Source organism: Acinetobacter sp. IRS14 (assembly GCF_034650275.1).
GTDB lineage: Bacteria > Pseudomonadota > Gammaproteobacteria > Pseudomonadales > Moraxellaceae > Acinetobacter > Acinetobacter oleivorans.
Map to the genome: position 1 here is coordinate 1 of NZ_JAOVFN010000001.1, position 16166 is coordinate 16166.

A 16166-nucleotide genomic window follows, 5' to 3' on the forward strand; every position below is an offset into this window, starting at 1 on the left:
GTGGTGTTGCGTACTGCCCACACTGTGATGGTCCATTGTTCAAAGGTAAACGTGTTGCGGTGATTGGTGGTGGTAACTCAGGTGTTGAAGCTGCGATTGACCTTGCCGGAATTGTTGAGCATGTGACTTTGGTTGAGTTCGATACAAAACTACGTGCTGACCAAGTATTGCAAAACAAATTGCATAGCTTGCCAAACACAACTGTGATTATGAATGCGTTAAGCACAGAAGTGTTAGGTGATGGCTCACAAGTGACTGGTCTTAAATATAAAGACCGTGCGACTGATGAAGAGCATGTAGTAGAACTTGCAGGGATCTTTGTACAGATTGGTTTACTCCCAAATACTGATTTCTTAAAAGACAGTGAAGTTGAGCTAACCAACCGTGGTGAAATCATTGTGAATGACCGCAATGAAACTAATGTCAAAGGTGTATTTGCTGCTGGTGACTGTACGACCGTGCCTTACAAGCAAATCATTATTGCTACAGGTGAAGGCGCTAAAGCATCCCTCTCTGCGTTTGATTACATTATCCGTTCTGGGCAATAAAATTTAATTTCAAAACAAAAGAGCCAAAGGACAACCTTTGGCTCTTTTTATTTTATGGTTTATATAAACCGTGTTCGACTAAATGCTCTCGTAAAATACGACGCAATTCTAATACCGCTTGTGGTGTGAGCTGGATTGAATGACCACCCGGAAGAACTTTCTCCGATTTTGCACCTTCTAAGTGAGCACTTTTGTATGGAACGATACCATCGGTAATCACATTTGGATCATCACTTTTGGTAATGTTACCCATAATAGAGTGGAAGACTAACCCTTGGTGCGGATTAATATTTTCTGTAAGTTCCATAAATTTAGATTGATGACTCAAATCACTTGGACCATTTTGAATCAAACCATTATCAATATTACTCAAGAAATCTTTAACATCTAAATTTTCAGTGGTAAGTGAAGTCGCTACAGCTGACAAAAATGCACCCGGTAAACGAATAATTTTACGTGCTGCTAACGTAAACCATCGATCTGCATAATCTGTACCTCGATGAGGAGAAGCCAAGAAAATTGCACGATCAAAGTTATTGATTGAATGCATTTGCAATCGTTCAGTAACCATTGGATGTTTCTTGAAACGGTTTTGCTGACGAATCGTCATCAAATCTAAAGCAGGCTTGGTAATATCGCCATCACTGACCAGTAAGCGGCTAATAATACCTCCCATACTATGGCCCACAAGAACAGCATCATGTGCAGCAGGGTCACTAGGGTTCAACGAACCAAAAGCTTGTTTAAGAAGGGCATAAGTTTGGAAACGGCTTTCCAAAATCGGCATATTGGTTGAATAAAAAACTTGCCAAACTTGATAGTTATCTCTTAAAACCGTGTCACCCATAACATCATTGGTCAAAGCAATCCACGCCTCAGGACTACTTGCTAGCCCATGAACCAACACAATAATTTTCTTATTGGGATTGTACGGTTCAAGCATGTAGAGATGTGGCATAGTCAAGTGCTGGTCACGATCAATCAGACTTAAATAAGCTGCCACACCTAAGTTATTTTCGGCTAGCCATAGACCATAAGGGGCAGAGAAGTTGGCTGCTAGAGGATATTGCTTACCAGCGACATTAATATTATCGGTGCGATAAGGGTCGTAAACGCGAATCACGAATTCAGAATTATTAATAATTTCTTCAACAGTGGTCGCATGTTTTGGTTCAGCGACAATCGTTGCAGCCAAATAACGTGCATGATGAATATTGGGGTTAACGCCATTTTTATAATTGTATTTAAGCGGGTCTAGAATATATTCATTAATATCTTCTTTTCCTGAACTAGGAAAAACCGCTACAAATTCAGAGCCAAAACCATCGCGGCGGTTAATGGTTCTTAACCCTGAAAAATTTAAATTATAACTAGAAATTAACTTTTCTAATTTTTGTCCAGCAAGTTGTTGGTGAAATTCAAAATCAATCGAATAGACACTTTTACCAATATGTATTTGAGGTTCTACGACATCTTTTTTTGGATAGCGTAAATCATAAACACTTACCATTTTTGCTATGGCTTGATTGTAAAAGTCCCGAATCTGAACTTGTCTATTATCAAAAATACGGTCGGTAGGCTTACGTTTTGTTGAAAATAAATAGGCGTAGCTATAACGAATACTTTTATCGAGTAGATTTAATTGCTGATCTAAGCAATCATCATATTTATTCTGAATATTGGTTTGTTCTTCTTCGGACTTATGTTTAGTAAATCTACTAATTTTACAATCCGAGGAATCTGACAAGGCCATTGCTTTTGCCAGATACATTTCACTTGCAGCTGATAAAAACTGTTCATCTAAAATTTGAGGAAGTTTTTTGAGTTGATTTACACAGTTATCAGGGGTGTCAGTGCAGACTTTAGCTTCCTGACCAGACATTGATAAAACATTCAGACTTGCTTCGCTGAGTTTATCTTGCGTAAGAATACTATTACGTTCATTTGCAATAGTCACATTCAAAGCTTGCTGTTTAACATTAACGACCTGACAACCACTCAGAATTGAACCGAGTAGCATGACCGTCAATACTGTTTTGCTTCTTTTTATTGAAAACATTATGGTCAAAATTTAGTGGCTCAATGGTAGGTAGATCATACAAATTTTAAAATATTTTTCAAATGATCAAATAAAAAAAAGGGCTGTCAAAACAGCCCTTTTTTATCTATTTAAGCTTATTTTTTAGGTGTTGCACTTGGTGTTGTAGTTGCAGACATTGCAGGGTTAGTCAAAACTTGCCATACATTCCAACGACCTTGTTTTTCAATTTCTTGAATTAAACGATCAGCAATTTCCGATTCATCTGGATATTTCACTTTATAATTTTTAAGTGTCTGAATCGCGTTTTTCTTTTGCTCCATTGCAATATAGTTGTTTGCAGCAGCTAGATACGCTTCTTGAACATTACCTTTAATGGCTTTATCTAAGTAAGGAATAGCTTCGCGTTGACCACCACCTTCAGATAAACCAAAACCAAACCAGAAGTTTGTTTCTGCATCATCTGGGCTAATTTTTAAAAGTCTTTGAGCATATTCTAAAGATCTAGTGGTATGAACGGTACCTAAATCAAGATTACGTGCAAGAACGCTTGCTTTGAAAGCGCGAAGCAAAATATCAAATGACGCATTTGGATTTGCAGCAAGTGTATCAAGTTGCTGTGTTACTTCTTTAAGTTTACTTTCGAAGCCTTTACGTTCTTGACGATCAGTAAAGCGAGGTGGGTAGTGACGAGCTTTGCCTTCTACTAACTGTAAAAAGTCATCAATACTTGTAACATCAATTTCATTCTCACCAGCTAAAACAGCGTATTTCATTGAACGCTGTGAATTATTTACAGTTGGAACAATCAGTTTGTTGACGTCGAGAGTAAGTTGTTTAGTTGGGTCATCTTGACGATTAACCACCATTTTGGTTACTGGCTGTGCAGCAGCATCTTTTAACGCAACTTCAAATGCTGGCGGTTGATCATAGTTAAAAGGATTTAGTGCATAAAAAGGAGGAGTAAGCTCTGGTTCCTTGAAAACAAAAGGCTCAATTTTTTGTTGTTTTACAGGTGCCATTGTACAAGCTGTTAAACTTGAGGTCGCAAGGATGATATATGCCAAAGGCTTAAAATTCATAGGATCTTCCGTTCATTTTAGTAAAGTCAGATTTGGTAGTGACAAGTCTAGAAAAAGCTAAACCGACATGCAAGGGTAAGCGTGTTACATTATGAATCAAGAATATTACGTTTTTGATATCTTGTTTTGTGCACCACATTCACGACGCACTTCTTCAAGAATTTTTAGCTCTTCATCACTAAAAGGTTGTTCATCTTGACTTTCTTTTTCGAAGCTAGGATCTAGCTCTGATAGACGCTGACATAAATTATTCATACGCGTTTCATTGTGCTGAATACGATCAAGTAAAACACGCATGCCTTCTAAAATAGGGTCTGACTGATCAGCAGTTGTCGCATATGGAGCAAAACCAATACTTTGCGCATAATCGCGGCGACGTTCTTCATCTTTATCTTTAGTTCTGTCGGCATCTTTATAGATATAGCGAGCAGGGTTTCCTACAGCAGTTACTCCGGCAGGAACAGCTTTGGTCACTACAGCATTCGAACCGACTTTGGCACCTTTACCCACAGTAAATGGACCCAAGATTTTCGCACCAGCACCAACAACAACACCGTCTTCTAAAGTTGGATGGCGTTTACCAGTTTTCCATGTGGTACCACCTAAGGTAACCCCATGATAAAGCGTAACATCATCACCAATTTCAGCAGTTTCACCAATCACAACACCCATGCCATGATCAATAAAAAAACGCTTACCGATTTTAGCGCCAGGATGAATTTCAATTCCGGTTGCAAAACGGCTAAATGAAGAAAGTAGGCGAGCTGCACCTTTACAGTCTTTTTGCCATAATTCATGCGCAACACGATGCATCATAATTGCATGAATACCAGGATAAGTTGTGAGAACTTCTAGTGTATTGCGGGCAGCAGGATCTCGCGCAAATACAGCTTTTATATCTTCTTTAAGCTGCTTAAGCATTGGGTTGATCCTCCTTGTCAGATAATGCTTTTTTCCATTTACCACTTGTTAAAGCTTGTACGCGACTAAAAATACCGCGAAGTAAATGATATTCCATACGATCTAATTGTATACGACCAAATAAACGACGCAAGCGTAAAGGTAATAAACGTGGATTTTCTGGATCTAAAAATTCAATTTCAGTCAGCATTTTTTCAAGATGAGGATAAAACTCTTCCATTTGTTGCTGAGTCACCAAAGGTTCATCCCATTGCATGCTTTGGCCTTGAACTAATGGCATTTCATCTACATTCTGATCGACTTGCTCTTGCTCGAGAGCAGACATGTGAAGTTCGTAACATACAACTTGAATGGCTTGCGCTACATTCAACACGCCATAGTCTGGATTGACAGGAATGGTTAAATGATAATTTGCCAGTGCTAATTCTTCATTTGTTAAGCCACGGTCTTCACGGCCAAAAACAATAGCGATTTGTTGTCCTTGAGTGGTGGCCTTAATAGCTTCTTTAGCCGCAGGTCTCACATCAAGTAAAGGCCAAGGAATGGTGCGGCTACGTGCACTTGTTCCAAATACTAAATGACAGTCTTTAATCGCATCTTCTAAGGTATCTACAATCTCAAGATGTTCAAATAAATCTTGGGCACCTGCGGCAAGTGCTTGTATATCTGGATGAGGGTATGTTTTTGGTGCTACGAGAACTAATTTAATTAGTCCCATTGTTTTCATGGCACGTAAAGCACTACCAATATTGGCAGGCAAAGTTGTATTTACCATGACAATACGCACTTGTGCTAATTGCTTTGACACGGTGGTGTGGTCAAACGAACTCATAAGATTTCCAGAAATTACGAATATTGAGAAACTTCGCTTTGGTATAAATCCAATGCATCGTCCATAGACATACCCGCAGGAGGAGGGGCAACAGCATGTGGACGAACAGGGTCTGCTGCTTTAGCTGCTTTCGACTTTACTTGATATTCAATATAAATATTATCTTTACCAAAATAATCTCTGAGTTTAGCAAGTAATTCATCTAGAGGAGCGACTTTCCATTGCGGACCAAACTGAAGTTCGGCTTGAGCATAGGGTTGATCAATCTGTAACTGTAGAGAGATATGTTGATGCATATCTACATTGCAAAATGGCAAGATCATGTTTTGCAGATCTTTTGCCAGTGTTGGCTGCATGAACTCTTCTGTCAATTTGATTTGAATACTGTTAGCACGTTTTTGTCTTATTTCATTTAATGTGAAAGCCTTGGTTAAACGTCCCATTGGACGATCAAAGCCTTCTCGCTCATAGATTTCGCCTTCGAAAACGACAACACGTTCAACTTGCACAATATCTTTAAAACGTTGGAAGCGTTCATGGTTACAGCTGACTTCAATACGTGCCGTACCATCATCTAGTACAATAACCACACGGTTCGGGAAGTTTGCGACATCAATAACCAAACCTGCATAAACCGTTGTAACACCACGACGCGTCGCAGTAATTTCATTTAGTTTTACTGGAATAAAAGCTTTGAGTTCCTGTCGGTAAACATCAATGGGGTGACCGGTTAAATATAAACCAAGCGTATCTTTTTCGCCTTTGAGACGAACTTCGTCACTCCATGGTTTTACTGGTTTAGCTGGTTTACGCTGAACTTCTTCAACCTCACCAAATAAATCCATAATTCCGCTTTCACGGTTACTGCGAGCTTGTTCAGCGGCTTGAACAGCCTCAGGCAATTGTGCCATTAAGCTTGCACGTTCAATTCCTAAACAATCGAGTGCACCCGCGCGAATTAAAGCTTCAAGAGTACGCTTATTGATTTTCTTCAAATCAATACGATGGCAAAAATCGAATAGATCTGTATAAGGACCAAATTGTCGACGAGAGTCAATAACTGACTGCATTGCTTGTTCGCCGACGCCTTTAATTGCACCTAAACCGTAAACAATCGTTTTATCGTTACTTGCATGGAAGTGATAAGTCGACATGTTGACTGATGGTGGTAAGACTTCGAGATTATTGTTTCGACAGTCATCAATCAAAAATACAACACTGTCGGTGTTTTGCATTTCCGATGTCATTACCGCTGCCATAAACTCAGCAGGATAGTGAGCTTTTAACCATGCAGTATGGTAGGCAACTAGGGCATAAGCAGCCGCGTGAGATTTGTTAAAACCATAGCCTGCAAACTTTTCCATATAGTCAAAGATATGGTTTGCTGTACTTTCGTCAATCCCTTTTTCAGCAGCACCTTCTAAGAAGATTTGGCGCTGTTTGACCATTTCCTCAGGTTTCTTTTTACCCATTGCACGGCGTAATAAGTCTGCGCCACCTAACGTATAACCTGCACATATCTGCGCAGTCTGCATTACCTGTTCCTGATAAACCATAATCCCGTAAGTTGGTTCTAATACACCTTCTAAAAGAGGGTGGAGATATTCAAAATCTCCACCATGCATACGGTGAATAAAGTCAGGAATCAGGTCCATTGGACCCGGACGATACAAGGATACGAACGCAATAATTTCTTCAAATTTGCTTGGACGTGCTTCTTTAAGCATCCGTTTCATGCCGACGGATTCAAACTGGAATACCGCTGTCGTATTTGCATCGGCAAAGACAGAATAGGCTTTAGCGTCGTCTAGAGGAACATGCAAGATATTGAGTTGATCATTACTGTCGCGGTTTTTATTAATATTTTGAATCGCGTCTTCAATAACGGTTAAGTTACGTAAACCCAAGAAGTCGAACTTGACCAGACCCGCTGCTTCTACATCGTCTTTATCATATTGAGCAACGCGGTTTGTTCCATCTGCATCACAAAGTACAGCCGAGAAATCGGTAATTTTACCTGGTGCAATGACTACACCTCCGGCATGTTTACCAGTATTTCGGGTTACACCTTCTAATTTTAATGCCATTTCCCAGATTTCGCTTGCATCGTCGTTATCTGGGTTAGATGGATTGGTCACAATATCTTTAAGCTGTGGTTCCATATCAATAGCGGTAGCTAAATCCACACCGAGCGGTTTGGTAGGTACCATTTTTGAAATACGGTCAGCTAAACCGTAAGATTTACCCAATACACGTGCAACGTCACGGATTGCACCTTTTGCTGCCATGGTTCCGAAAGTTGCAATTTGTGAAACGGCTTCACGACCATAAGTACGTGATACGTAATCAATAACGCGGTCACGTCCAGCAATACAGAAATCGACGTCAAAGTCAGGCATCGATACACGTTCTGGGTTCAAGAAACGTTCGAAGAGCAGATCGTAACGAAGTGGGTCAAGGTCTGTAATTTTTAAGCTGTATGCGACTAATGAACCTGCACCTGAACCACGACCTGGCCCAACAGGAACACCATTATTTTTTGCCCATTGAATGAAGTCCATGACGATGAGGAAGTAGCCGGGGAAACCCATCTTCAGGATAATACCGACTTCATAATCAATTCGTTCATCGTAAGGCTTACGAATCTCTGGCCAATCTTCACCACGTTTTTCAACAGGGTAAAGATAATTTAAGCGCTCTTCTAAACCTACTTTAGACAAATGTTCAAAATAAGTGTCGATGGTAAAACCATCTGGAATTGGATAGTCAGGTAAAAAGTAAGTGCCGAGTTGCAGTTTAACGTTACAGCGTTTAGCAATATGATAGGTGTTCTCGATAGCACTAGGAATATCGGAAAACAATTCGATCATTTCATCTGAGGTTTTAAAGTGCTGCTCAGGACTATATATGCGTGGACGGCGATTATCTGCTAGTACATAACCATCAGCGATACAAACACGCGCTTCGTGCGCTTCGAAATCTTCTTTTTCTACAAAGTGCACATCATTATGTGCAACTACACCAACATTATATTGTGCAGCAAGTTTAGCTGCTTCTTGAATAAAGTCTTCTTCACCGGGACGGTCGGTACGTGTTAAAGCAAGATAAACACGGTTACCAAACTTTTCGAGCCATGCTTCTAAAAGGGGAGCTGCTTTTTGCGGGTTAGATGAACAAAGCATCTGACCAACATCACTATGCTGGCCAAGTAAAACGATAATATCTTGATGCTGTTCAAGTACCCATTCTTTTTTTACACATGGAATACTGAGCTGTTGTCCTTCAATAAAACCGCGTGAAACGATTTCAGTAAGACTTTTCCACCCAACATCACTCATTGCAAGTAATGTTGCACGGTGTTGAGCATCATCAAGGCGAATCGTACTACCTAAAAGAGGCTTAATGCCTTTTTTTAAACAAGCATTATAAAATTTTACCGCCGCATGGAGGTTAGAGAGGTCAGTTAATGCCAACGCAGGCATTTGGTCTTTAACCGCAGCATTGACCAAGTCAGGTATGCGAACTATCGACTCTGTAATCGAAAATTCTGTATAAATACCTAGATGAACAAACTGCATAAACCAATCCTTAATGCGACCGAAGCATAGTTTAACACGCAAAGTTAAAAGGAAATGGTTAATATTTTGGCAAACTGTTAAGGATTTTATTATTTAAGAAGAATGAGTTGAACATCTATTGTACAGTTTTAATATAAAAGACATTATTTTTATAAAATATGACCAGCTCAAACACCAAGGTTTGAGCTGGTTGAAAAACTTAGTACTGCCAGAACATACGTTGAATTTCTTTAGCGTCATTAGTCTTAGTAAGAGCTAATGCAGCAAGAAGACGTGCTTTTTGTGGGTTTAAGTCATGAGCAGCTACCCAACCATATTTATCATCAGGTTGTTCAGCATTACGTAATACGAAACCTTGTGGTACACGTGATGAACGGATAATTTGAATACCGTCTTTATCATGAAGTTTTTGCAAAGTTGGAACGATATAGTTCGCAACAGAACCGTTACCAGTACCTGCATGGATAATCGCTTTAGCACCAGCTTTTGCATATGCTTCATAAGCATCTGGAAGCATAGAGTCTGAACCGTAAACGATTTGTACTAGAGGAAGTGCATCACCTTTAATATTCTCGATATTAAATTCTGAAGCATTTGTAAAACGTTTTACAGACTGTCTGAACCAGTATGGCTTGCCTTCAACTAATGTACCTAAAGCGCCCCATTGGCTAACAAAAGCATTTGTATGAATGTTAATGCCTTTAGTGACATCACGCGCTGCAAAAATAGAGTCGTTCATCAGAACCATAACGCCTTTATTTTTTGCATCATCAGAAGCTGCTAAAGCAACTGCGCTATAAAGGTTAAGTGGTCCATCTGCTGAAAGAGCAGTTGAAGGACGCATTGAACCAACAATAACAATCGGTTTATCAGTGTGAACAACAAGATTTAAGAAAAATGCTGTTTCTTCTAAAGTGTCTGTACCGTGAGTAATCACAACACCATTAACAGATGGTTTTTTTACCAGCTCATTTACTTGACGAGCAATTTGTAATAATTCCTTGTCAGTAATACTTTCAGAAGCGACCTGTAATGCTTGAATACCAGTGACATTCGCCAAATCTTTGATTTGTGGAACAGCATTAATTAAGGCATCAACTGGAACTTTTGCAGCAGTGTAGGTTGCACTGTTTGCTGAGCTTGCGCCAGCACCTGCGATAGTACCGCCAGTGGCTACAACAACTACATTATTTTTTGCGTAAAGTGGGAGAGAGCAGGCCAATAAGCCCATCGCTAAACCTAAAGATTTAACAGTTTTAGTCAACATCGAAAATATCCTTATGAAGTGACGAAGTAGAAGTTTGCCGAATACGCCTGCTTTTCCTAAGCAAAATACATACCATGTAAAACATATTCGTAACTTGTTTGAATAAGAAGCATCCCTGAATAGCATTTTGTTTCATCAACAATTGCTTAGTCATTGCCTTTATTTAGCGTTAATAAATATCATGAATAAAATAAAAAATCTATTAAGTTTTTCTAATTTATCTCAATTTTTTTGTTTTTAATATAAATGATACAAATGATTTTCCCATTATTATAAAATTTAAAAATAATGGGTGTGATGTGCTTTTTCTTTACCATTTGGTATTTATATATCATTGATTTTATATGGCATTGTTTATAAGTAAAATTATATAAATTTTTTAATAGATAAACTAAATAATAATTTCAATAGTTTAATATAATTAATTGTTACTAAAAGGAATTAAAAAATAATCAATTGATGTTTGTTTCTAAGAATATAAATTCTGTTTGGGTGAATTTTATTCTCTTTTTAAGGTTTGTTTTAAGAAAATTTAATAGGAGTGAAAATACATTATTGGGTTCATTATTTAATATGGAAATACACATAAATTTTTATTGTTTAATTTTAGAATAAAAAAGAAGAGCAATTTTATAAGGTCATATAAAATTGCTCTTAAGTTGGGAGAGTGGGAGAAAAGAGAAACTTAAGCGGGCGTTTGTTCTTGAGTTGATTTAATTAATACTGGCTCTGGTAGCTCTTCAGTATCTGCTACTTTTTCTCCTTCAAGCTTAGCAACAACTGCGGTAGCAATACTGTTACCTACTACGTTTGTTGCAGTACGACCCATATCGAGGAACTGATCAATACCAAGCAATAAGAGAATGCCAGCTTCAGGTAAATGGAACATGGTGAGTGTTGCTGAAATAACCACAATTGAAGCTCGTGATACACCTGCAATACCTTTACTTGTCACCATCAGAGTTAACAGAATTAAGATTTGTTGAGTGAAGCTAAGATCGATGTTGTAAGCTTGAGCAATAAACAGTACTGCAAACGTGGTGTACATCATTGAACCATCTAGGTTAAATGAATAACCCAACGGTAATACAAAGCTAGTCACTTTTTTAGGTACACCAAATTTATTGAGTGCATCCATTACTTTAGGGTAGGCAGACTCACTTGAAGCTGTAGCAAAAGCAAGAGTTACAGGTTCACGAATTAATTTACCTAAGCGGAAAATATCTTTTTTAAGTACGATTGCACCAACAGAGAACAAAATGATCCAAAGTAATAGAAGACCGAAATAGAACTCAGCGATTAAAATACCGTAGTCAACAATTAAGCCTAAACCTTGTACTGTAATTGCTGAAGCAATTGCAGCAAATACTGCAAATGGTGCAAACATCATGACGTAATCGGTGATACGGAACATGATCTTGCTAAGTTCTTCAGTCAAACGAACAATAACTGAATCTTTTTCGTTGCCTTGATTTACAAAAGCGAGTGCTGAACCAAAGAAAATAGCGAAAACAAGTACTTGTAAAATATCGTTATTTGCCATTGCTTCTGCAATGCTGCGTGGGAACACATGGCTTAAGAATGATTGCAGTGTAAAGCCAGTAGTCTCTGGGAGAGAAGCGCCACTAAGTTGTTGAGCTGTTGGTAGTGCTAAATCTAGAGCTGCGCCTGGTTGGAAAAAGTTTGCTAAACCCATGCCGATGGCAAGCGATACAAACGAAGCAGTAATAAACCAAGTCATTGACTTGAGTGTGATACTACCAATCGATGTAGATTTCCCCATTGATACAATGCCTGAAACAATTGTGGCAAATACCAATGGAGCAATAATCATTTTGATGAGGCGTAAAAAGATGTCTGTGCCGATGCTAAAATAAGAAGCGATTTGTTTGAGTTGGTCACCTTCATTAAAAAAGTGGTGACAAATCCAGCCTGTCAGTACGCCAAGTAAAATAGCAATAACAATATATTTGAGCAATTTCTTTTGCTTCATATGAACCTCTATCCATTTGATTCAATCATTCTTTGATGGGATTTGAATGATTGAAAGCTTTCCTTGTTAGTTCAGTCCGGTCGTTCTACCGATTTTATCTTCCTAGATATCTGAATCTGTTTTAACCGAATCGAATATGGTGATGTTGTTATGGGAAGGGATTGTTGCTCGATTTTGAAGCAGTGTGAAATGCAAAAAAATATTGATCCATGCATTTTTTGCATAATGAAGATTGCAGTAAATGTGAAATTACGCACAAATTTAAACGTATGGTAAAAAATATAGAAATGAATTATTAAACAGAATTTAAAGATTAAATAAATTAGAATTTTAATGAAAAATATTTAAATTCAAATAGTTATTTTAGTGAAAATAAAAGCGTGGAAGAGTTTGTAATTATTCTTTTTTTAAATTAGTTAAATAAAATTATCAAAAAAGGCATCTAATTTAAGATGCCTTTTTTGATATGCATTTTTTTAACGACGATTGGCTAAGAAACGACCTAAACGAGTGATTGCTTCTCGTAATTCATTTTCAGCTGGTAAGAAAACCACACGGAAATGATCTGGAGTTGGCCAATTAAAGCCCGTACCTTGGACCAATAACACTTTTTCTGCACGTAACAAATCAAGCATTAACTTTTCGTCATCTTCAATTGGATAGATGTTTGGATCAAGGCGAGGGAAACAGTACATTGCTCCCTCTGGTTTTACGCAGCTTACGCCAGGAATTTCATTTAGCATTTCCCAAGCAATATTACGCTGTTCGTACAAACGTCCACCCGGACGAATCAGGTCATTAATTGATTGATAACCGCCTAAAGCAGTTTGAATCGCATATTGAGCTTGAACGTTTGCACATAGACGCATTGATGCCAACATATCTAAACCTTCGATATAGTCAGCAGCGCGGCTTTTATCTCCAGTAATTGCCATCCAGCCTGAACGGAAACCTGCGATACGATAAGCTTTTGATAAACCATTAAAAGATACGCAAAGCTGGTCGCCAGCTAATGAAGCTACTGAAACATGTTCAATACCATCATAAATAATTTTGTCGTAAATTTCATCAGCAAATAAAATTAGATCATATTTTTTTGCAAGCACTACAATCTGTTCAAGAATATGACGTGGATAGACTGAACCAGTAGGGTTGTTCGGGTTAATGATGACAATACCGCGAGTATTCGATGTAATCTTACTTTCAATGTCAGCAATATCTGGATACCAGCTATTTTCCTCATCACATTTATAGTGAATTGCTGTACCACCTGAAAGATTAACAGCTGCTGTCCAAAGTGGGTAATCCGGCATTGGAATCAACATTTCGTCGCCATCATCAAGCAGGCCTTGCATCGCCATAACAATAAGTTCGGATACGCCATTACCAATATACACGTCATTCACGTGCATATTTAGGATGCCTTTTTGTTGGTAATATTGGCAGATAGCTTTACGTGCTGGAAAGATACCTTTTGAGTCAACATAACCAATCGCATTTGGTAGGTTTAAAGCAACGTCATTAATAATTTCTTGTGGGGCTTCAAAACCAAATGGAGCAGGGTTGCCGATATTGAGCTTGATGATTTTATGTCCTTGCTCTTCCATTTCATTGGCGGCTCGTAATACTGGTCCGCGAATGTCATAACAAACATGCTCAAGCTTCGATGATTTCTTTATTTCTCGAGAAGTTGGCATGGATTGGAGGGTAGCAGTATTTTTAGACATAGCTGGATTCACTTTTGCATATCGGTATAAATAACTTTTAAATGTTTTAACTGTTACCAAATTCAGATCGTGTTGATCTTTTAGTAATTCAACAATTTTTTCATGGGTAAAGCCCGATTGCTGATACTGTTTGATAACTGGTAATAGTTGCTGGAAAAGCACACTTTTTTTCTGAGACATGTTTTGTCCTATACAACCGTGCCGAACAAGAATAGCACCATCTTTGCTTCCTTGGAAGAAAATAAAACATAAATTTGCTTACTTTTAATTTTGAATTTTGCTTACTTTTTGCTTTCTATTGCTTAGGTGATTAAATTCCAACAAATTTTACGTTCAGAGACTAGTGTTTTTGCGAGGAATGGCGTAAATATAAAACTCAATCATCAGAAATGTTTACTTCAGAATAAAGGTGCATGTCATGGGAAAAGTCAATAAAACAGACCGGGAATGGCAAAGAGAGTTATCACCAGAAGAGTATCGGATCACACGACAAAAGGGCACTGAACCTGCATTTACGGGGCAATACTGGAATACTAAGCAACATGGCACCTATGTCTGCCGTTGCTGCGGTGCAGAATTGTTCTCATCAGATACTAAATATGACAGTGGTTGTGGTTGGCCTAGCTTCTTTAAACCGATTGAGCCAACTGCAATTGAAGAACATGACGATTTATCGCATGGTATGGTCAGAACAGAAATTGTTTGTCATGATTGCGAAGCCCATTTAGGGCATGTTTTTGAAGATGGACCACAGCCGACTGGTTTGCGCTATTGTGTAAACTCGGCATCATTACAACTTAAATCACAAGAAAAAAATGATGAGGAAACCTATCCATGAGTAATATTTATCAGTTTGAAGCTGAACTGTTAGAGGGTGAAGTTAAGCAATTAGCTGATTACAAAGGTAAAGTTTTACTAATTGTAAATACTGCAAGTAAATGTGGTTTTACACCACAATTTGCTGGCCTTGAAAAGCTTTATGAGAAATATAAAGATCAAGGCTTGGAAGTTTTAGGGTTCCCCTGCAACCAGTTTGGTGGGCAAGATCCGGGTAGCAATAAAGAAATCGGTACGTTCTGCCAGCGCAACTATGGGGTGAAATTCCCAATGTTTGCGAAAGTAGATGTAAAAGGCCCAGAAGCTCACGTGATTTTTAGATATTTGACACGTGAAGCTAAAGGCATTTTAGGAAGCAGCACGATTAAATGGAATTTTACTAAATTCTTGGTAGGAAAAGATGGCGCCGTGCTCAATCGCTATGCGCCTACGACTAAACCAGAAGCATTAGAAGCTGATATTGAAAAAGCATTAGCAAGTTAATGAATTCAATGAACGCTATTCCTCAAGCTTTTGAGTTTTGGCAAGATGGGCGAATGCCTTATGTTGAAGCCAGAAGATCTTGTTTTAGTCGAACATGTTATAAGTCTCATAGTCATCCAACATTTTCTATTGGAGCTATAGATGAAGGGAATAGCGTTTTTCAAAGTTCATTTGGTACAGCACAAAAGATTTCTGCTGGTACCTTAGTCATTGTACCTGCCCACATAGAACATTCTTGTAATCCATTACCTGATCAGGCTTGGAGTTACCAGATGTTGCATCTGGATATATCTTGGCTTAATCAATGGTACGCTGAGTTTCAAAAAGAGGGCTTTGATTTAAATTTACCCCAGCATAAACCTCTCATTCTTAAAGATGAGTCTTTATATCAGGCTTTTTCTGGTATGAATGAAACTTTATTTGATTCTGAAAAATTGATTCTTGAAAAAGAACAGTCGCTTATCTATTGCCTTACTCAGTTGTTACTCCCTCATTTTATATTAGAAGAAATACAGAAAACTCAATATTTGTATGAGGACTTCTTGGCCTTAATTCATATTATTAAATCATCCGAACGATTTATTTCTCTAGAAGAGCTTGCACAGCAGGTAGGTCTTAGTCGATATGCAATTATTCGTCTATTTAAAGCTAATGTTGGCTTAACGCCCCATGCATTTCAAATTAATTTAAAGATTAATCAAGCCAGAGCTCAATTAAAACAAGGGATTTCGCTTGTGGAGTTGGCAGTAAATTTGGGCTTTAGTGATCAAAGCCATTTTCATAAAGCTTTCAAAGCGCATACAGGAATCACTCCTCGTCAGTTTCAACTCGCAGCCGCGCAATAATTTACAATAAATTAT

12 protein-coding genes are annotated in these 16166 nt (G+C 38.2%); 4 read left to right on the plus strand and 8 right to left on the minus strand.

Features of this window, described 5'->3' with window-relative positions:
- Nucleotides 1–548 (plus strand): FAD-dependent oxidoreductase (locus tag ODQ17_RS00005; protein ID WP_322900898.1); only part of this gene is annotated, 548 nt, incomplete at its 5' end.
- Nucleotides 549–600: 52 nt separating this feature from the next.
- Here ODQ17_RS00005 and ODQ17_RS00010 read toward each other — a convergent pair.
- The 8 genes from ODQ17_RS00010 to ODQ17_RS00045 form a co-directional block, all read right to left on the minus strand.
- A complete protein-coding gene (locus ODQ17_RS00010) occupies nucleotides 601–2607 on the minus strand; it encodes an esterase/lipase family protein (protein ID WP_107880137.1) in 2007 nt (668 codons plus the stop codon).
- A gap of 116 nt (nucleotides 2608–2723) precedes the next feature.
- Entirely contained in the window at nucleotides 2724–3668 is a 945-nt protein-coding gene (locus ODQ17_RS00015) for an ABUW_2363 family tetratricopeptide repeat lipoprotein (RefSeq protein ID WP_005304468.1), read from the minus strand.
- A 105-nt stretch (nucleotides 3669–3773) separates the two neighbouring features.
- Nucleotides 3774–4589, minus strand: a complete 816-nt coding sequence (cysE, locus tag ODQ17_RS00020) for a serine O-acetyltransferase (protein ID WP_005304471.1) — start codon at nucleotides 4587–4589, stop codon at nucleotides 3774–3776.
- Nucleotides 4582–5421, minus strand: coding sequence for an RNA methyltransferase (locus ODQ17_RS00025; RefSeq protein WP_322900902.1), 840 nt, complete (start codon nucleotides 5419–5421; stop codon nucleotides 4582–4584). Before ODQ17_RS00025 ends, cysE begins: the two co-directional genes overlap by 8 nt.
- A 14-nt stretch (nucleotides 5422–5435) precedes the next feature.
- Nucleotides 5436–8999 carry a DNA polymerase III subunit alpha gene (dnaE, locus tag ODQ17_RS00030; protein WP_151827258.1) on the minus strand — a complete coding sequence of 1188 codons (3564 nt, stop codon included), beginning with the start codon at nucleotides 8997–8999 and terminating at the stop codon, nucleotides 5436–5438.
- A 199-nt stretch (nucleotides 9000–9198) separates the two neighbouring features.
- On the minus strand, nucleotides 9199–10266 hold the full coding sequence (locus ODQ17_RS00035; protein ID WP_013198152.1) for a type II asparaginase: 1068 nt from the start codon (nucleotides 10264–10266) through the stop codon (nucleotides 9199–9201).
- A 685-nt stretch (nucleotides 10267–10951) separates the two neighbouring features.
- Nucleotides 10952–12259, minus strand: a complete 1308-nt coding sequence (locus ODQ17_RS00040) for a dicarboxylate/amino acid:cation symporter (RefSeq protein ID WP_013198151.1) — start codon at nucleotides 12257–12259, stop codon at nucleotides 10952–10954.
- 476 nt (nucleotides 12260–12735) lie between these two features.
- Nucleotides 12736–14166, minus strand: a complete 1431-nt coding sequence (locus ODQ17_RS00045) for a pyridoxal phosphate-dependent aminotransferase (RefSeq protein ID WP_174742013.1) — start codon at nucleotides 14164–14166, stop codon at nucleotides 12736–12738.
- Between the two features lie 238 nt (nucleotides 14167–14404).
- On the opposite strand from ODQ17_RS00045, the gene msrB reads away from it, so the two are divergent.
- From msrB to ODQ17_RS00060, 3 genes are read left to right on the plus strand one after another with little or no spacing between them, the layout of a single operon-like run.
- On the plus strand, nucleotides 14405–14824 hold the full coding sequence (gene msrB / locus ODQ17_RS00050; protein WP_004792889.1) for a peptide-methionine (R)-S-oxide reductase MsrB: 420 nt from the start codon (nucleotides 14405–14407) through the stop codon (nucleotides 14822–14824).
- Nucleotides 14821–15306, plus strand: a complete 486-nt coding sequence (locus ODQ17_RS00055) for a glutathione peroxidase (RefSeq protein WP_005304488.1) — start codon at nucleotides 14821–14823, stop codon at nucleotides 15304–15306. Before msrB ends, ODQ17_RS00055 begins: the two co-directional genes overlap by 4 nt.
- Nucleotides 15306–16151, plus strand: coding sequence for an AraC family transcriptional regulator (locus ODQ17_RS00060; protein ID WP_322900907.1), 846 nt, complete (start codon nucleotides 15306–15308; stop codon nucleotides 16149–16151). Before ODQ17_RS00055 ends, ODQ17_RS00060 begins: the two co-directional genes overlap by 1 nt.
- Nucleotides 16152–16166 lie beyond the last annotated feature (15 nt).